The organism is Vibrio sp. B1Z05 (genome assembly GCF_052955985.1).
On record NZ_CP130464.1, the window covers coordinates 1,006,948 to 1,026,979 of the forward strand.

At 42.8% G+C, this 20,032-nt stretch carries 13 protein-coding genes and 1 pseudogene; 8 read left to right on the forward strand and 6 right to left on the reverse strand.

Features of this window, described 5'->3' with window-relative positions:
• Positions 1 to 458 precede the first annotated feature (458 nt).
• Positions 459 to 1,844: a YjiH family protein gene (locus tag QV280_RS17040; RefSeq protein ID WP_152820173.1), complete on the forward strand. Its 1,386-nt coding sequence runs from the start codon at positions 459 to 461 to the stop codon at positions 1,842 to 1,844.
• A gap of 66 nt (positions 1,845 to 1,910) precedes the next feature.
• On the opposite strand, the gene QV280_RS17045 is transcribed toward QV280_RS17040, so the two are convergent.
• Positions 1,911 to 2,744 carry a methylated-DNA--[protein]-cysteine S-methyltransferase gene (locus tag QV280_RS17045; protein ID WP_023404275.1) on the reverse strand — a complete coding sequence of 278 codons (834 nt, stop codon included), beginning with the start codon at positions 2,742 to 2,744 and terminating at the stop codon, positions 1,911 to 1,913.
• On the reverse strand, positions 2,734 to 3,633 hold the full coding sequence (locus QV280_RS17050; RefSeq protein WP_447026287.1) for a DMT family transporter: 900 nt from the start codon (positions 3,631 to 3,633) through the stop codon (positions 2,734 to 2,736). Before QV280_RS17050 ends, QV280_RS17045 begins: the two co-directional genes overlap by 11 nt.
• 414 nt (positions 3,634 to 4,047) lie before the next feature.
• Here QV280_RS17050 and QV280_RS17055 point away from each other — a divergent pair, with 414 nt between their 5' ends.
• The 3 genes from QV280_RS17055 (at position 4,048) to QV280_RS17065 (ending at position 7,809) form a co-directional block, all read left to right on the forward strand.
• Positions 4,048 to 4,605 (forward strand): outer membrane beta-barrel protein, encoded by a 558-nt coding sequence (locus QV280_RS17055; protein ID WP_023404277.1) that lies wholly within the window; start codon positions 4,048 to 4,050, stop codon positions 4,603 to 4,605.
• Between the two features lie 72 nt (positions 4,606 to 4,677).
• The gene (locus tag QV280_RS17060) at positions 4,678 to 5,640 is read left to right on the forward strand and encodes a hypothetical protein (protein WP_216643772.1); all 963 of its coding nucleotides are present in this window, start codon (positions 4,678 to 4,680) and stop codon (positions 5,638 to 5,640) included.
• An 87-nt stretch (positions 5,641 to 5,727) separates the two neighbouring features.
• Positions 5,728 to 7,809, forward strand: coding sequence for a YjbH domain-containing protein (locus tag QV280_RS17065; RefSeq protein WP_152820174.1), 2,082 nt, complete (start codon positions 5,728 to 5,730; stop codon positions 7,807 to 7,809).
• Positions 7,810 to 7,942: 133 nt separating this feature from the next.
• Here the strand turns inward: QV280_RS17065 and QV280_RS17070 are convergent, their stop codons facing one another.
• From QV280_RS17070 to lamB, 3 genes and pseudogenes are all read right to left on the reverse strand, one after another.
• Positions 7,943 to 8,584 carry a tetratricopeptide repeat protein gene (locus tag QV280_RS17070; protein WP_023405098.1) on the reverse strand — a complete coding sequence of 214 codons (642 nt, stop codon included), beginning with the start codon at positions 8,582 to 8,584 and terminating at the stop codon, positions 7,943 to 7,945.
• Between the two features lie 271 nt (positions 8,585 to 8,855).
• Entirely contained in the window at positions 8,856 to 9,680 is an 825-nt protein-coding gene (locus tag QV280_RS17075) for a MalM family protein (RefSeq protein WP_152820175.1), read from the reverse strand.
• Positions 9,681 to 9,820: 140 nt separating this feature from the next.
• A pseudogene (gene lamB, locus QV280_RS17080) lies at positions 9,821 to 11,060 on the reverse strand (maltoporin LamB).
• Between the two features lie 600 nt (positions 11,061 to 11,660).
• On the opposite strand from lamB, the gene glgX reads away from it, so the two are divergent.
• From glgX to QV280_RS17095, 3 genes are all read left to right on the forward strand, one after another.
• Entirely contained in the window at positions 11,661 to 13,661 is a 2,001-nt protein-coding gene (gene glgX / locus QV280_RS17085) for a glycogen debranching protein GlgX (RefSeq protein WP_152820176.1), read from the forward strand.
• Between the two features lie 236 nt (positions 13,662 to 13,897).
• The gene (locus QV280_RS17090) at positions 13,898 to 15,778 is read left to right on the forward strand and encodes a sensor domain-containing diguanylate cyclase (RefSeq protein ID WP_152820177.1); all 1,881 of its coding nucleotides are present in this window, start codon (positions 13,898 to 13,900) and stop codon (positions 15,776 to 15,778) included.
• A 155-nt stretch (positions 15,779 to 15,933) separates the two neighbouring features.
• On the forward strand, positions 15,934 to 17,760 hold the full coding sequence (locus QV280_RS17095; protein ID WP_152820178.1) for an ABC transporter ATP-binding protein: 1,827 nt from the start codon (positions 15,934 to 15,936) through the stop codon (positions 17,758 to 17,760).
• 101 nt (positions 17,761 to 17,861) lie between these two features.
• Here QV280_RS17095 and QV280_RS17100 read toward each other — a convergent pair whose 3' ends face one another.
• Positions 17,862 to 18,602, reverse strand: coding sequence for a type 1 glutamine amidotransferase (locus QV280_RS17100; protein ID WP_152820179.1), 741 nt, complete (start codon positions 18,600 to 18,602; stop codon positions 17,862 to 17,864).
• Between the two features lie 387 nt (positions 18,603 to 18,989).
• On the opposite strand from QV280_RS17100, the gene astA reads away from it, so the two are divergent.
• The gene (astA, locus tag QV280_RS17105) at positions 18,990 to 20,027 is read left to right on the forward strand and encodes an arginine N-succinyltransferase (protein WP_152820180.1); all 1,038 of its coding nucleotides are present in this window, start codon (positions 18,990 to 18,992) and stop codon (positions 20,025 to 20,027) included.
• Positions 20,028 to 20,032: the final 5 nt, after the last annotated feature.

A 20,032-nucleotide genomic window follows, 5' to 3' on the forward strand; every position in this document is an offset into this window, starting at 1 on the left:
TTTATCGACATTATAATTAAACTGTTATTTTTCAATTACTTAAGTGATTTGAACGGCTTTTTCTGGTTAATATAGTCTCATTGTCTCACGCATTTGTGAGAGATCTCTTACAAACAACGTAGTCATTTGAGCGATAAATGCCTAAACATCCATTTCCAAAAACGCATTTTAATGCTCTTTATTAGATGATTTACTCTTATATCAATACATTTTACGTTGCAATATGGTGGCTAAATAACCTAAAACTCGCTCTTCTTCGTTAAAGTTGCATCTTATTTGCATCAATACAAAATCTCGCATATGTCGCAAAAACTAGAAACTTCATCATGAATAAATACATATTACTACTGAATAGTATTGCTATTTGCCTAGCTAATACCGTATTCTTCCACCGCTAAATATGCAAAAAGTAAAACTAAGATTCCACATCAACAACAGTAGCAAGCGTGAGCCTAATAATGCAGCAAAATAACCATAATCAATCGATATATAACAGCGACAACCCGCCGAAAAAAGGCAACTTCTGGATGTTCTTTATTCCCTCTATTATAGGGTTATTCTTATTTATGGCTCCCATTAGCTTCGATGGGAACTTAACCATACCTGTTGCTGTACTCGCTAAAACTCTGCAATCTGTATTAGAAAGCCAGTTAATTGCAATTATCACACTTATCATCGCTAGCATGGCCATCGCTTCACTACTGTGCGCCATAAAAACGCCACGTTTTATTGCGGAAAATAGCTTTCTTAACGGCTTATTTAAACCTTCTCCTTTATGGCTAACCGTCAGAGTGATTGGTGGACTAGCCGTTAGCATGACCTATTTTCAAATAGGTCCAGAAGCGATTTGGGAAGAAAATACCGGAGGATTAGTCTTAGATGGACTGCTGCCAACGCTATTCTCTGTATTTATTTTTGCTGGATTATTACTGCCATTGTTACTGAACTTTGGCTTACTTGAGCTATTTGGCACTCTGTTAAGTAAAATCATGCGTCCTCTTTTCAATCTGCCTGGACGTTCTGCGATTGACTGTATCGCCTCATGGTTAGGTGATGGCAGTGTCGGTATTTTGCTAACAAGCAAACAATATGAGAAGAAATTCTATACCCAACGTGAAGCGGCAGTGGTCGGTACTACCTTCTCTGCGGTCTCCATTACATTTAGCTTAGTGGTTATCGCCCAAGTGGAACTAGAACACCTGTTCTTACCTTTTTACGGTGCAGTTTGTTTAGCTGGCTTAGTTGCTGCGGTAATTATCCCTCGCTTACCGCCACTGAGTCGCAAAAAAGACCTTTTTATTGATGGCACAGCGCCCGATCATGATGCAAATGCAATCCCAAGTGGCCACAGTACGTTTTCTTGGGGGCTGGATTTAGCGCTTTACAAAGCAGGTCAAGTAACCTCAATCAGCAAAGTTGCCAAAGAAGGCGTTAAAAATGCAGTAGATATGGTGTTTGGCGTATTACCTGTAGTGATGGGGCTTGGCACAATTGCCTTAGTTATCGCCGAATACACCTCTATATTTGCGATTTTGGGTAAACCTTTTGTCCCTTATTTAGAGTTGCTGGCTATTCCTGAAGCGGTCGCGGCTTCGCAAACTATCGTGGTTGGTTTCGCAGATATGTTTATCCCTGCCATTCTTGCCGCTTCTATCGATAGTGAATTGACTCGTTTTGTTATCGCAGCCATGTCAGTGACACAGCTCATTTATATGTCTGAGGTAGGCGCATTGCTACTGGGTAGTAAAATCCCCGTGAATATTGGCGAGCTATTTGTCATTTTTATTTTGCGTACCTTAATTACCTTGCCGGTGATTGCCGGTGTCGCGCATCTGATTTTTTAAATCTGTCATGATAAAAAAACGCCCGCATATCGGCAGATATACAGGCGTTTTGCTTTTTCTATGAGATTAATTATTGGCATCCATACGAGCTGCTTCCCAACCTTGTATGGCCACTTTTCTATCACTGCCCCAACGGAATTGTCCTACATCACCATCACCACGAATGACGCGGTGACAAGGAATTAAAAAACCTATGGTATTTGAGGCGACCGCACTTCCGACGGCTCTTGATGCTTTAGGCGAACCGATTTTTTGCGCTACTTGTGCGTAGGAAAGTAGCTGCCCTGATTGACTATTTACCAGCGCTTCCCACACTTTTACCTGAAAATTGGTTCCTTTTACAATCAGATGGATTTTATTGCCTGACCCTGAGAATACCGACTCCGATATTGGCTGAGCGTCGCTCTGATGAAAACTTGCTAGCGGCCATTGCTGCTGCAAAATAGCAACGGTTTGTGACACATCTTGATCGACAAATTGTAAAAAGCAGATGCCTCTTTCTGTCCAACCTATCACCGCAGTGCCAAATGGCGTTGTTGCACAACCATATTTAATCACCAATTCAGCACCTAGATTTTTTGCTTCGCCTGGCGTCATCGCTTCACAGGAAACCAGCAGATCATGCAATCGTCCCGTGCCAGACAAACCTACATTATCTGCTACTTCTAACAGCGTATCTGAGGTTTTTAACACTTGCAGTGCACGCTGCTTGGTCATTGATTGCATAAATCGTTTCGGTGAAATACCTGCCCACTCAGTAAATATTCGTTGCAGATGAAATTCACTTAAATGAACATGCTCAGCGATTTCAGACAAACTCGGCTGATGCTGTAAATGCTGTCGAATATAGACAATCGCTTTTTCTACGGTTTCGTAGTGTCGCTGCTGGCTAATGTTCATGTTGTTCCTTTCGCTTTAAATTCAACATATTTTTGACTGAAAATCCGGTGACTAGCATAGTTCCACCAATAACAAAGAGTGCGCCTAAAGCGGTGTTCCACCCTACGCTCTCGTTCAAAAATAGGTATCCCCAAAGAATACCAAAAAGAGGAATTAGAAATGTCACTGATAATGCTGATGGTGGGCCCACATCTTCAATCAATCGAAAATACAGTAAATACGCCAGCCCTGTACACACAACCCCAAGCAATATTACCGAGATCGATATTTGAAGATCGGGCATTTCGCGAATGGGCATAAAGGGTAACAAAGGTAATATAATCAAGCACGCTGCCCACATACTGCCATGCGCATTATCAAACGACGATATTTTGGGAGCATTCTTCGCATAGTTGCTGGCAATCCCATAACAACATGCCGCCATCACTCCAGCCAACATTGCCATAGTTGAGTCTTGCGCCAAATGGTTGCTATCAAAGCCTACTAAGATAAACACCCCAATGACACCGCAGAGTAAACCAATAACAATCTTAAAGGTTGGCATGCTACGTGACCATACAATCGCAATTGCCGCCCCCCATATTGCCGCAGTTGAGTTAAGAATAGACAGTATCGAAGCTGGTAAAGTTTGCGCCGCATAAGCGAACAAAAGGAAAGGCAACGCCGTATTAAAAAAACCAATAATGAAGAAATGTTTTTTGTGTGATGAAAAATTGATGCTTTTCTTCATATAGACCGCCACTAATAACAAGCTGATGGCCGCAAAAAACACCCGTGCTTCCATTAAATAAGCCGGTCCTAGGGCATTAGCGGAGATTCGCATAAACAAAAACGAGCCTCCCCATATGGCCGCAAGGCATATCAGTCGTAGCATACTTGGGATAGTCAAAATAAGTCGCCTTTCAATAATGATCCGATTGTAAACATATAGCCATTCTCCTGTAGCGCCCTGCAAATGGCTCTTAGCCAAACAAAATAAAGGCAATATGAATGGCATATTGCGATGCAGTGAGTGTGGGTTCAAACCTAATAATACTCAACCCGATTCTTGCTCAATTGATTTGTTCTTATTCAAGAAGTTTTTTCATCAAGCACAGCAAATAAAGCAACAAAATGTAGACATAAAAGCAACAAACGTGATGTAGATCCTATTTGCAAACAATTGATTTACAGTTTTCACATATAATTAAAATTAATGAAACCTTTTGGTTTAACAATAAGTTAATATGAATATTAGCGCACAACATACGCACTTTTTCATATTAAGACTTAACTTAATATCTACTGATAGGGATTTCAGCCGATGAAAAAACTCTGCTTAGCTGCTTCACTGATTTTGGCTATACCAACTGCTTCACTTGCAACAGAAAGTTCAACATTTCACTCCCACTTATACGGTGGTGTAAACATGGGTATGACCAACTGGGGCGGACTTGGTGCTGGTGTTACCGATGTAACTGGTGTCGACGACCCTAACTTTGCATGGGGTGCATTTGTAGGTCTACATACGCTTCCATGGCTTGCATTCGAATTAGGCTACCAAAATCTTGGAGAAGCCGATCTTACCGATGTTTCGGGAAGCTATGATGCGCAAACTATTAACTTTACTGCTAAGTTTTCTCATACGGTTGCTGAAAATACCTCTATCTACGGCAAGGTAGGTACGCAATGGTATGACTGGAATGCGAATGGCTCAAATGTCGCTGAAAGTGATACAGGATGGACTCCTCATTTGGGTATGGGGGTTGAGTATAAATTTAATAAACACTGGTCCGGCGCTTTAGATTACACGTGGTATAACGACATTGGTGGTCCCGACATTAACTATTTCGGCATCGCAGCAATCTACCACTGGCACTAACCACCACACATATACCATTTAATTGCTCTCCAAAATGGATGGATAGCACTTATTTCACACAGGAGGAATATCGTGAAATATAAACTAATTGCATTAACTGTCAGTGGCGTTCTACTCGCTGGATGTGGCAGTGACAACGAAAACCGAGTCGAGCCTACTAGCACATCAGTTCAAGCATTCGACGGCGCTATTCGATACTTAGATACTTACATGGATTGTGCTGGCGGCGGTTGGGACTTCGTTGGCGAAACCGGTGGTAAAGGTCTTATCAATATCGGTAAAGGGAACTACCCACTATTTGATGAAGATCCAACCCAATGTGATATTGCCTTTGGTGAATCTCGCTTTGCTAGCGGTGGTGGCACTAATGACGCTATCGATGAAAGCAACAGTAAAGACATGACCAAAGTGTTGTATACGGTTCCTGGAGAGTTAATGACTGCAGGTCAACCGATTGTAGGCACACCATATACCACGCTTATCGCACAAGCCATTGAAGAAGATACATCTGGCCTATCGGTTACCGAGATCATTGATAAAGTGTTTGCTGATACCCTGCCTGAAGGTACAACGCTATCTAGTGAGCAAAAATCACTACTACTGAGCGATCCACAAGCGGCGCTTGATAGCATGGATGCGGCAACGTCAACCAGTGTACAAGCATCGACTATGATTCTTTCTGATGCCATTGTAGGCGCAGAAGCACAAGGCGGACGCGATTCTGCTGATATCGCTAATGTCACCAAAACATTAGCGACTTCGCTAGCAGCGCAAGATAACTTCCCAACCAATGCTGCGGGTGAGCCAACGTATGTAGATTATACCGAAGATCTTGATGACGAAGCTACCTTCGACGATACCGTGGCAACTGAACCTAACCCAGAGACTCCTCTTCCACCAAGTACAGCCGCGGGTGGGGATGATCCTATACAAGAAGGTGAAGTAATCACTGAAGAATTACCACCAACAGATATTCCACCAGTAGATGAAGAACTGCCACCAGCCACCGGTGGTACTGGCGGTAGCGAAGGCTAATCTCACGCCCCACAATAACGCCTCTTAACGGAGGCGTTATTTATTCCATCGACACACCCATTAATACCCTAGGATATGGATGTTCCTATGCCCACAGATTCTATCCCTGCAAAGGTTTCTCGCACAGTTATCGCGTCTCTCATCGCAACTCTCAGTTATCCTGTGTTCGCTCAAGTGGATATTCTGCCTTCTCAACAAGGTTTTAGCGGTCTCATTTTTACGCCCAATGCACAAACGTTAGCAACGGGTCGCGGCAGTGCGCAATTTGCTCAAGGCGTGCCTTATAAAAATAGCATTGCCGAGCTTGATAGCTGGTATGTCAATGCCGGTGTATTTCCTCATTTAGAAGTAGGCAGTCGTATCGTTACTGCAGAATACGATTCCAACTGTTATACCGACGGATGCGGCATTCGTGATCTATCGGCTACCGCTAAACTTCAGATGCCATATTTAGAAGAATTTTTAGGCTTTAATCTGGCATTCGGCGCCCAAGATATCGGAGGCGCTGCCAGTAACTTTGATGCCTATTTTGTGGTTGCCGATACTGAAATAGACGCGTTTAATCTTCGCCTTAGTGGCGGTTATGGTAAGTCTGAGCTCAGTTTAGGGGTACTTGATGGACCGTTTGCCGGGGCTGAATGGCAACCGTTTGAATTTATTCAACTCACTGGTGAGTATGACGCTCAAGAATTTAATGCTGCTGTGCGTCTGATGACACCCAGAGATATGCTGCCTTATGGCGCTCAGCTAGCGGCTCAATATCAGCTCTATTCTGGACATGAAAATAAAGACCAAACCCTATGGGGCGTGAGCGCGTCTGTGCCCTTCTTTGGCGATACCTTTACTCGCCAAAAATACTCCGACGTTAAACCAAATACTCAAACCCAAGTACAAAGCCAACTTGCACACAACGAGGCGAGCAGTCTCACGCAACTTATTGGCAAGTTAGAGCAAGAAGGATTCGTCAACATCAGTGTCGGTAGCAATCTCGATACACTGGTTATTGCTTTAGAAAATAAGCGTTATCAACACAACGCTATGGACGGTGCAGGCGTCGCGTTAGGGATTATTTCTGCCTACTCAGGTGAAGGGGTATTTGCCGACCTTCCAAGAGGGACCAGCAAAGCGCAAAAAGTAGATTTGGTGCTACTTAAAAACAAATTACCTATGTTAGCAATTAACACAGAGTTGCAATGCTATCGTGATTTTCTGCAAGTCGGCACTGAGTGCTCACACACGGCATTCTCCACTGAAAACCTCACAGATAAACTGGCAATGACCACTTGGATTTATGAAGTCAGTAACGATGGATTTGGTTATAGCGAGATCACTTTTGCACCGATAATGAATTATGCCGTGGCTACCGAGTACGGTTTTTTTGACTACTCCATTGGCCTCGGAACCAATTTGTATACGCCATTATGGAAAGGAGGCGCTATCGATGTTCGTCATATCCTGCCCATTGCTAATAGTGATGATTATGACGAGGGGTATTACGCACGAGGTGCACTGGAAAACCAAATTGACCGCGCTCTACTTCATCAAGCCTTTAACCTTCCTGCCGATATGATGACGCAATTCAGCTTAGGTTTAATTCGTGGTGATTATTATGGCGGACAAAATGAGACTCAATGGTATAGCGCGCAAGGAATGCATAACTTAGGCTTTGAAGTGGGATACTTTACCGCTAGCGAAAGCACCGACCCAGAAGCCCGTACTCCGTTATTAGCGCATTATCGCTTATCTGTTGCGCAATGGAATTGGCAGATGCAAGTGCAAGGCGGCGAGTTTTGGGGTGGCGATCAAGGCGTTAAGGCCACCTCTAGCCATTGGCTTGGTGATACTCGTTTAGATGCCAGTTATCTCAACAGTGAAAGAGAGCAGTTTGTCACTTTTAATGTCTCAGTCCCTCTTACCTTCTGGCGTGGAATGCAACCACAACCCATCACAGTACGGGGCACCAGTGAGTGGAACTTTAGCGTACAAACTCGAGTGGGTGAATCCCATAATCAGCTCAATACCGGTTTAGGGAAAACGGCCAGTAACTATCATAATTTAGACCGACAATATTTTGATAGAGCTCGACTTAACCCAAATTACTTTGAACACAACCCTATCCGTCTTAGAAACGCTTACCTGCGCTACTTAGATGAAGTCATTTACGAATAGTTTTATTGATCAATAAATACGTCAGAAAATTATAATGACTGTCTCGTCCTCAATGTGTAAACACATTTCAGGACGAGACAGACAATAGATAAAAGCCCTTTACGTTACTATATATAAAATGTATGGGCTTTTATCATTTTGATTCTCCATCTAAATTGATGCGCTCCGCCCTGCTTTCCCACATTTTAGCTTTTTCATTATCGGCCATCGGGTTCTCTGACGAGCGATACCACTGCGCCAAAAACATTTGTGCTCTAAAGCAACGTTTATTGGCGGCATGCTCTATCAATTGGATGCCTTTGTCCATATTACTGGCGATACCAAAACCCTCAAATAAGGCAATGCCTTGCTCGTATTCCGCTTGCTCATCGCCATTGTGTGCGTCAAACGCATTTTGCCAATAGCGATGCTTATCTTGGGTAATAAGCTCATCAGAATACTGCTCACACACTCTAAGAATGCCTTTAATGCCGTCGATACTGTCTTGCTCGGCGGCCCTTTCATACCAATATACCGCTTCTTTGGGATGCTTCGCTTCGTTCATTTCAGCTAATTCTAATTGAGTTGTTAGATGCCCGTTATCGGCTAAAGCGATTTTTTCTTTATGTACTCTCACACGCTCAGCTTCAAGTTGTTTAGCCTGATCTTCCGCTTCTAATCTGCGCTGTTCAGCACGCTCAGAACGTTTTGTTGACCATCGAGCAATACTTAAAAACATAGCCATGAACAGTAAAATTGCTATCCCTGAAGCCATCATTTCTGTGACTGTTAACATACAAAACCCCTATCCCTATAAGTCTAGCAACACATCGCTCGTGATTCCTTTTCACTGTTTCTAAAACGGCTTTCGTTAACACACAGCGAGAATGCGCTTGCTCTGTACTGTATATAGCAATGATACCTATACACATCTATTATAGTTCAAGCCTGCTCATACTTTGTACAACCTATTGGTAAGCATTATATGAAGACAAAAAAAGCCAGAGTAAGGTCTCCCTTCTCTGGCTAATAGGACAGAACAAATTGTCATGTTGCTTTATGCAGTATTACTTACTTCTGTGCTGCTCAAGGGCGTCAATGTAAGCTTGTTGCGCACCTTGTATCTGCAAATCTTTGGCTTCTTCTAACAGAGCAAGGGCTTTGGGCATATTATCTTCATCAACGGCTTTGCGAATTGCGTTGTGGTAATAATTCTGCGTAGATTTTTCAACCGTTGCATCTAGCTCATGTTGATGTTTTTTCGCATCATCATTGGCATCTAAGCCAGCATTTACGCCTGTCACTTCCACCAGTAACTTACCAGTATTTACATGTGGCGTTGGGATGTCTTTCACCTCAGGCAGATAGTTACCTTTGCCTTCGGCCATCGCTCTGGCTGGATGGATTCGATCCGTTGTTTTTGCAAGCTCATCTTTGGTGGTATAGATAAGCATAGTCACTGTCTTTTGATCCACTGGCGGTGTGAATCTAAGCTCAGCTACCAAACGATCTCCCCATGCTAAACGAGGGCGTCGGTATTCAAACGCAGAAGAGTCGTATTTTTCAATAACGTTACCCTTGTTATCAACAATCATAATCTGCGGAGAAAAGAAGGCTTCATCGGTCATGTTACTAGTGACCGAAATATCTAACGGACCGCGGTTAGAAGGAAGATCAAACGCCACCACTGGGCTATCTATTAGCTTGTTATTTAATACTTGAGTATTTTTATCAATCGTTACTAATGCTTGTGTATCAAGTTTAAAAGGCGATTTATTCAGAGACGCCACTGACGTTACTACAGGCTCTGCCCCAACTTGGTGGAGTGTTTCTTGAGTAGCACAACCCGCTAGAGCCACACAACAGCTTAAGAATAAGGCTCGAAATTTCATGGGGTATCTCCTTTATTATTTTTTTAATGACTTTTAGAGGTAATGCCTTTTATAACAAATACTTCACGCGAAAGCCCTTAAAAAAATAGCCGACAGCATGCCGGCTATATCATAAACCTATTTAAGGTTAAGAGGTGTGATTACCACCATGCTTCTGCTTGGATACCAACAACGTATTCAGTGTCGTTGTCTTGACCAAATGCATTGTCATTTTCAGTATCTAGGATGTAAGAACCGTATACGCGGATCTCAGGACGAGCCCAGAAGCTGCTTCCCATTGCCCAAGCTTGAGCAACGGTGAATTTAGCATTGCCGAAGTCTTCAGTGCTGCCGTTACCTAGGCGTTCACCTGCGTTATAGCCACCTTCAAATACTGTACGCATAGTGTCGTTCCACTTATACATAGGACGAACAACAACTGAGTATTGATCGATATCGTATTGTTGGCCTGTGCCATCACCGATATCTTGACCTGCTAGGTATGCCAACTGGTGACCCATTTCCCAAGAGTCGCCCATTGAGATAACACCCCAGTTAAGCAAACGGTAACCGGTTGAATCATTGTATTGGTCAGTACCACGTGCGTAGTATGAACCTGAACCCCAGAAGTTAGCCAGCTTGTACACCGTAGCCTGCAGTACCGTACTGGAATACAGTTTGGTTAAAGCCGTTGCTTAGGCCTTGTTGAAGAATTGCAGTTGCAAGTAAACCATCATCAGCTTGTTCTGAAACAGCGCCGCCAGTGTCTTTATCAATGGCAAAGTTATATGCCAATGCAATTTCTAAGCTCGCATCAGACCATAGGCCAATGTTAGCTAAACGTGCATCAAAGATATAACCTGAAGAATCACTATTGCTTGGGTTTGCACCAGCAGTTGTATTGTCACCATCTTGCACTAAAGCAAGAGACAGTTTTTGGTTACCCACTGACAAGTTTTCAATACCACCACCAGTACCTGATGTGTTTAGGTAGTAGAAGTCAGTGATGTGGATGTCTTTACGTTGGTAGTAAGTTTTACCAGCCCAAAGCGTTGCACCGCGATCAAATGCTAGAGCGCCTTTTGCTTTAACCGCAAACTGTGCCACGTTAAAGTCAGCATCTTCCCAACCGTTCGCACCTGGGGCACCAGATGCAATCATTGATTCAATACGCCAGTTAATCTCGCCAGTTTGCAAATCTTGAGAAAGACCAAACTCAGAGTAGTTGTCGTTTTCGTTACCTAGACGACCAATACCGTTTTTATTTACTGATACATCAGAACCACTGTTACCGCTGATGCCAGTACCTGCACGCATGTAACCATTGAAATCTACAGCAAGTGCTGACGTTGAAAGTAGGGCAGCAGAGACTGCAGCTGTTAGTAGGTTTACCTTTTTCATTCTCGTTAACTCCCGAAACGATTATTATTTTTCTAGTTCATTCTTCATTGATTAACAGTCCATCTGTTAACGCAGCCAATTTAGAATGTTAGTGTGAAACTGTTTTATTCGACGAAATGATAGTAATGCGATTTGGTATTAACGGAGTCCTCCTCCTCCTTTTAAATGGTGGGGGAAGTAGAGAAACTGAGAAAGGCGTAGTTTAAGTGATTTGTCGCCCAGATCACGTTTTTGAGGGTGAGATCCTTGTTTTAAAACGATAATGATCACACTCATAAAAGTACAAACATAGATCCAGATCTCTATTTAATTAGTTCCCTGATTTTTTAACAAAATCGCCGTAAAAGTGTAATCCGTGATGTAGATCGTTTAAGGCCCTACAATCAACCAGTAACGCTTATTGATATAAAGAAAAGCTTACATTAGAAAAAATCAGCTGCATTTTTGCGGTATCAGGCATAAGGGATATGTAACTCAATATTTTAAATAAAATACCCCTTAGAACAGCGCCAACAGCATGTTCCCTATTGCGTTCATGGGGTAAACCTTTTAACGTATCACCCAAACCATTCACAAAATAAACAAAAGATATAAAAAAGAATGAGTAGCAATAAATCACGCCCTTATCCGCTGGGTGCCGAGTTAGATAAATGTGGATGTAACTTCTCTATTCATGCCCCAAGCTGTAAAGAGATCTCTTTGGCTCTTTTTAATGCCAAGGGAGAGTTTAAAACCTATCCCATCACAAATAGCTATGCGGGTATAAAACACATTTACATAGAGGGGGTCTCACACGGCCAAGAATACGGCTTTATCGTTTATGACCAAAATGATGAAAAAATTCTCCTTTCAGACCCTTATGCTAAAGCAATAAGCAAACCACTGACTTACCAAGCGCCTTTTTCAAATGATAAAAGCTGGTCAATGGCGAAATCCGTGGTTACCTCTTCTGAGTTTGATTGGCAACAATCGGAGCATCCTCGTCTGACACGCTCTGAAATCGTCTTGTTTGAAACGCATACCAAAGGCTTAACTAAGCTAAATCAAAACGTCCCAATGCAACACCAAGGCAAGTACCTTGGCCTGATCAGTGACGAAATGCTCAGCTTTTATAAAGAGCAAAATATCAATTGCTTGCAGCTATTGCCTATTGCAGCCTGTATGCATGAACCACACTTGCTGAATATGGATAAGGTCAATTACTGGGGTTATAACCCATATGTCTTTATGGCTCCTGATCCAAGGTACGCCGAAGTCGATGCCGTACATGAATTAAAAACCACTATTCGAGAGCTACATAAAAACGGCATTGAGGTGATTTTAGATGTGGTCTACAACCACACAGCAGAAAGTGGTGATGGCGGCCCAGTATTCAACCTAAAACTGCTTGATAACCAATACTACTTAAAACACGGTTGTCACTACGCCAACTTCACCGGGTGTGGTAATACGGTCGACTTGAATTATCAACCAGCTTTAACACTAGTCATGGATACACTTCGTTACTGGGTGCAAGAATTTAAAGTTGATGGTTTCCGCTTTGATCTGGCGGCGACACTAGGACGCAATGGCGACAACTTTAATCGTGAAGCGGCCTTCTTTAAAGCAGTCGCGCAAGACCCTGTGTTAAAAGAAACCAAACTGATTGCTGAACCTTGGGATATTGGCCCAAATGGTTATCAAGTAGGTAATTTCCCTGATGGTTGGAATGAATGTAACGATAAATTCCGCGATATTACGCGCAGTTTTTGGCGTGGCGACCAAGGGTTTTTAAAAGAGTTTGCCACTCGTATGATGGGCTCAAGAGACATCTACAGCGCCAGTCGCTGGCCGCATAAAATGACGGTCAACTACATCACTTATCACGATGGCTTTACCATTCAAGACTTGGTCTCCTATCAACTAAAACACAATGAGGCAAATGGTGAGCATAATCATGATGGTCACGGTGATAACCGCTCAGATAACTTAGGAGTAGAAGGGGCAACACGATGCCCTGAAACACTGTTATTGCGAGAAAAGCGTAAACGTAACTTTATGAGTAGCTTGCTGTTCTCATTTAGCATCCCACATATATTAACGGCGGATGTGGTTTCTCATACTCAGCAAGGCAACAATAATGCCTATTGCCAAGACAATGCCATTAGCTGGTTAAATTGGGATTTGGGTGAGCACCAACAGGCTTTCAAAAAATGGTTATCTGAAATGGTTGCCGCCCGCCGCGAACATATGATTCCTTTTATTGAGGCATTTAGTGGCGAAACTCGCAATGATAACCGCGTCAGTTGGCATCGTCCCGATGGTAACTTAATGGAGATGAATGATTGGAATCAACTGAATGCCGTTTCCTTAAAGCTCGGTATAGGTACTGATGGCGCAGAGTTGCTCTACTATATTAACCAATCACAAACACCCGCTCGATTTAGAGTGCCAGAAGGGGATATCGAACGCTGGGTTCTCATCTGTGATACTGCCGAAGCGGAAGTTGGTAAAGGGAAGGTTGATAGAGATATGTTATTGCAACCTCAATCAATGGTGATCTTAAAAGCGCAAGGGCCGGCTAAAATTCTGCCTATAAAACAAGAAGTTTTAGAAGCCTAACAAAGTAGCGAACAATGATCTCGGTGCAGTGCTGAGATCATTGCTGAGAAGCAGGTAAAATGACATACAATTGCACTCTAGCTAAATATTGTAAATATCATTTTGCGCCAATCGGAATAAACAGAGCTTGATCAGCTATTAAAACTCTATATTATTGCCAGTCGTTGCAAGTTGGACAAAAAACAACCGGTTCATATTTTGACGTTGACCGTCAAACACAATAGACAACAAAATATATGGCTTTACCAAGAACAATCATCCGTCTTTTACGTCCCTACGTAATTGTACTCGTTGCCATTCTAATTTACGTGGCTTATCAGCATTATCACAAAGTTGAAAACGAAGTTATTACTCAGTCGCACGCTAACTTGCGAACTGCGACAAAGCTCATCCAAGGACAGTTAAATACTAGCCTTAGTAGCATTGCATCCCTAAATAAAACGCTCTCAATAAAAGACACTAAAGAAGCTAACCAACTGGCGATTGAACTTATTTATAGCACTGAAAACTATAATGATATTCTTCGATACAACCACAAAAATCATACCGCATTCTCAGAAACTGACATTGATATAGCCAAGCACAATAACAGTCATCCTAAACGCATTGATCTAACTGCGTTAACTTGGACTGACATGAACTTCATGCACAACAACTATCAAGTTTCTAATTTATATCAAAGCCGTAATAAACGCTGGGTAATTGCAGTACGCGAAAAACACCCTAAACAGGTAGAACAATACGTTATCGAATTCGACCTATGGTACATGAGCCAATCTCTAATTGATTTGCAAACCATGAGTAGCGGTAATGTATTCGTGGTGGATCGCACTACAGGACAAATCATTCTGCACCCAAACCCTGATCGTATTGGCAAAAGTGCCAGCGTATATCGCTATGCCGTGGCAGGAAAGGTCATCCAAGATGATCGCAGCGCTCCGGTTAGCTATTACTTTGCGGGTAAACCAACCTACAAATTCGACACTAAAGACAATATCGTTAACAGTCATCCATCCGGTGAGGTGACTTACTTCTTTAAAAATGACCCTAAACTGGCGGTTTACAATGCAAGAAACAGCTTAAATTGGATCTATTTTTCGTCAACATCACGTTCAACGCTATTTTCTCATAGCTATTCACTGTTATTGGTTGCGGTACTTGCCGCGACCCTGCTTTTAGTGGTGTTTGTGTTTAACTTTATCAACAAAGAGCTGCAACTAGAGCTTACCAAACTGGCACGATCGACGGATTTATTTGAATTTAGAAACCAAGTTAACGTATTGCTTTCAAGATTTTGCTCACACAATCGAATCCAACTGTGCTTATACAATCATGACAGTCATACCTTTTATAGCATTGGCTATTCTGGTGAAGAGCACGCGATCAGCGTCGATAAAGACTACGCCATAAACCTGCTTAGTAGTGATGTCACCTATATTCGACACACCAAAGACGATCTCCTTGCTAATCAAGTTCAAATCGATAAACCTTTCTATCGCTTGCCTTTGCAAGGATACAATGGATTGTTTGGGGTTATTTTTGTCGAAAGTCGCACCCGCACCTATGGCAGTTTAATGAAACTACTGCAGACTTACATTGAAACCGCGCTAAGCAATGTGTTGTTTCATCGTCAATTATCACTGCGTGATAGTGCTACTAATCAAGATAACTTGTTTACTTTACGCAATAAAATTAACCGCTATAAAGATCATAAAGATGTCTATTTGCTGACCATGGATGTGGATGATCTAAAAGTCATTAATTACCAATATGGTTATACCTGCGGTGATCAGTTGATTTTAGAAATGACGGACATCGTCAATACCCATTTCCCCATCGCTTCTACCTTATCTACAGCAAGGGTAAGTGGTGATGAATTTTGCGTTCTGTATCATGCCGATGATCAGCAGATGGCTTACGCACTGGCTGACGATTTACGCGATGCAATCCAAACGCACCGCTTTAAGTTTGATAGAACCGATATCCACTTTACGGTCAGTATTGGTATCTCTCAGCTACAAAGTTCTGTCGATAAAACCCTTGCCGCATCGCTACAAGCCACCGACCGCAGTAAGAAAAAAGGTAAAAACCTTACCATCATGAACGTCACCATCTAATCTAATGATTCACCTTGTGCGATATTTCTGATATCACACAAGGTGCTAACAGCAATCATCGTAATTTATGCGTTCAGCAATAACGCAAGAAAAAGCTATCAAACCCTTGCTGTGACTAACCTTCTCTTCGCAAGGCGACATTTTAGGATCAATACATGTATAAACTATTCGAAGGATTCACCAAAGCCTTCCCTAAGCAAGAGCCCGAACAACCACCCAATACTGTGTTCGCTTTTTGTCGGTACTACACCAAAGGTTTTGAAAAACCTCTACTACTAATGGCACTTTTAAGTACCATAGTGGCAATTGTAGAGGTTTCTCTATTTGGCATGATGGGGAAACTGGTTGACTGGCTCAGTTCGAGTAGTCCAGAAACCTTCATGCAAGACAACGCCAATACACTGATTATCTATGGTGTACTGGTGCTCATTGTCATGCCAATTCTGGTGATTTTACATTCACTGATTCAGCATCAAACATTGTTAGGTAACTACCCAATGTCGATTCGTTGGATGGCGCACCGCTACCTATTAAAGCAAAGCTTATCCTTCTATCAAGATGATTTTGCGGGCCGAATCGCCACTAAGGTGATGCAAACCTCTCTGTCGGTACGCGAAACCGTGATGAAGTCGCTAGATGTGTTTGTGTATGTTTGTGTGTACTTCACCTCAATCATCGTATTGCTAGCGCAAGCGGACTACCGTTTAATGCTGCCTATGTTGTTGTGGCTGTTCGCCTATATCGGCATTCAGTGCTACTTTGTGCCGCGCCTGAAAAAGGTCTCCTCAGAGCAAGCCAATGCCCGCTCAACCATGACCGGACGCATCGTTGATAGCTACACCAACATAGCCACTGTAAAGCTGTTTTCGCACAGCAAACGAGAAACCGAATACGCCGAACAAGGTATGGAAGGTTTTCTTGATACCGTTTACCGTCAAATGCGCTTGGTGACTGGCTTTAATGTGATGGTGGAAGTGGTCAATTACTTCCTGGTGTTTGCCATTGCCGCAATTTCTATCTACCTATGGACCGAGAGCGCTATTAGCGTGGGTGCTATCGCCATCGCCATCAGTTTAGCGCTGCGTTTAAATGGTATGTCGATGTGGATCATGTGGGAAGTGGGGGCACTATTTGAAAATATGGGCACAACGGTGGATGGTATGGCAACCCTTTCTAAGCCGATTGATATTCAAGACAAGCCAGATGCTAAACCTATCAAGGTTGAACACGGCGGCATACAGTTTGATGATGTGAGCTTCCACTATGGCGAAAATAAAGGGGTTATTAGCAACCTAAGTCTCAATATTAAACCGGGTGAAAAAGTCGGTTTAGTGGGTCGCTCTGGCGCCGGTAAATCGACGTTGGTGAACTTACTGCTGCGCTTTCACGATGTGGAAGGCGGCAAAATCAGTATTGATAACCAAGATATTGCCTCCATTACCCAAGATTCATTGCGCAGTAAAATTGGTATGGTGACTCAAGATACGTCACTGCTACACCGCTCTATTCGCGACAACATCTTGTACGGCAACCCTGATGCCAGTGAAGAAGCCCTTATTGCCGCAACCACACAAGCACACGCACATGAGTTCATTGATACTCTAACCGACCCGTTTGGTAATGTCGGCTATGACGCACAAGTGGGTGAGCGCGGCGTTAAGCTATCGGGTGGGCAACGCCAACGAATCGCCATTTCTCGGGTACTGCTAAAAGATGCACCTATTTTAGTGCTAGATGAAGCCACCTCTGCGCTGGATTCAGAAGTGGAAGCGGCGATTCAAGAGAGCTTAAATGAGTTGATGCAAGGTAAAACCGTAATAGCCATTGCCCATCGCCTATCTACTATTGCCTCTATGGATAGATTGATTGTATTAGACAAAGGGCATGTAGTGGAACAAGGAACTCACCAACAACTGATTGAAGGTAACGGCATTTACGCTCAATTATGGGCGCATCAAACTGGCGGCTTTATCGCGCAATAGATCGCGCAATAGGCTGTCTGTTAGCAACTAAAAGTGCTTAAAAGTAAAAAGGTTAGAAGCTGTGCTTCTAACCTTTTTTTATGGCTAATTTGCAGAGCGCGTTACACTAACTGAGCAAAGCTCGGGTCTTGAATCGATTCAGTATTAAACACAAAAAATGAATCAATCCAGTGCAATACAATAGCTGAATCAAGCACCTCTTTGGCTTGCTCAAATGTCGCTAAATACTGCTCTTCACTAATAAGATGCTTACGTTGTTCCACCAATTGCGACATAAAATCTAAGGTAAATTCAGGATGTCCCTGAATGGTAAAAAGATGGTTATCTTTGGCAAGCATAAAGTTGGGACAAAATTCATTGGATGCGATTACTCGCATCCCTTTTGGCACGGTAATCACTTGGTCTTGATGGCTGACTAGCATGCGCAATCGATCAATAGAAAAATTCATCCAACGCTTTTGCACCACGACATTGACCTCATAACTGCCCAATCCCCAGCCTTTTTCGGAACGACCAACAGTGCCACCCAGCGCTCGAGCAATCAGTTGATGACCGAAACAAATACCCACTAATGGGATACGACGCGCTTCGCAACGCTGTACCCAACTCATCAAATCGACAATCCAAGGGGCATCATCAAAAGCATTACACACACTGCCAGTGACAATATAACCATCACACTCATCTAAATTGGGAAGTTGCTGATTAAACGCTTCATATTCTGCAAATATCATCTCATCATTTACGGCTTGAAAAGCAGTTGCAATCATATTTGAGTATTGTCCATATACTGCGGCAAGTGGCTCAGAAAGATGCCCACACACTAATATCCCTATCTTCATCCATCGTCCTCTTTTGCTCAATGAGAATTCAGTTTTACAGTTATCAGTATAGGTGCTTCTTCAAGCTCGCAAGCCATAAAACAAAAAATCAACGATATAAACCACCAGCAAATGAATAACTAAACTTAGAGATTGATCACACTTCATCAAAAGTCACTAAAATAATGCCAGTAGTGAACCTATTTTCATAATTAGTCATCTCTGGGTGAGGTCATTCCGAGTTAACGACTCAATAAGTGAATATACAGTCACACAAAGCGAATATCAGAGGCTAAAAAATTGCATATATGCAATAAACTCATCGAACAATTGAATATTCCATGCTTGATCCCCCCGCCTTTGCCTGTATTGTGACTGCATATTTAAATGGCAAGGAATGCATTATTTATGCTGTTAATACGCCCTATTACAGCCAATGATCGTCAAGGATTGGCGAAGTTAGCAAAACAAACCGGCACTGGATTCACCTCAATGCAGGACGATCCCAAACGCCTCGATGAAATGGTCAAACAAGGCTGCGCTGCGTTTAATAGCGACACGCCATTACCAGACGGCTACTACCTGTTTGTTGCCGAAGATTTAGCGCAAAAACAGTTGGTCGGAACCTGCGCTATACAAGCGGGTATAGGTCTGCAAGACCCTTTTTATAGCTACCATCTCGATACTACTGTGCACTCATCTAGAGAGCTGGATGTATACAATAAGATCCAAACACTCAGCTTGAGTAACTTTCACACTGGATGTACCGAGCTTTGCACTTTGTTTCTGCTACCGGATTCAAGAAAAGGCTTCAACGGCCACCTGCTTTCTAAAAGCCGTTTCTTATTTATGGGACAAAATGCCAATCGCTTTGATTCTACCGTCATTGCTGAAATGCGAGGTTTTAGTGACGAAGAAGGCAACTCGCCGTTTTGGGAAGGGTTAGGCAGACACTTTTTTAACTTAGACTTTGCTATCGCCGATAAACTCTCAATGCATGACAAAGTGTTTATCGCCGAATTAATGCCGAAAAATCCGATTTACACCAATTTACTGCCCGAAACCGTACAAGAAGTGATAGGTCACACTCATCCGCACACCTTGCCAGCTAGAAAACTATTAGAAGCAGAAGGATTTCGTTTTAATCATTACGTGGATATTTTTGATGCCGGTCCCATGTTGGAATCTCAGCTATCCGACATTCGAGCGGTCAAGGAACAACAAACAGCAATGGTGCGAATCTCCCAGCACATCAACCACTCAAACACGCCCTATTTAATCAGCAACGGACAAGTTAAGCACTTTCGAGCTTTAGCAACCAAAGCGATACAAATTGAAGACAATACTCTGATAATAGATGCACAATTAGCCGACACCCTACAATTAAAAGACGGCGACGTAGCCGCGTATGTGCCCCTATTTGGCCCTTTGTCAGAGCAAGAATAGTAATC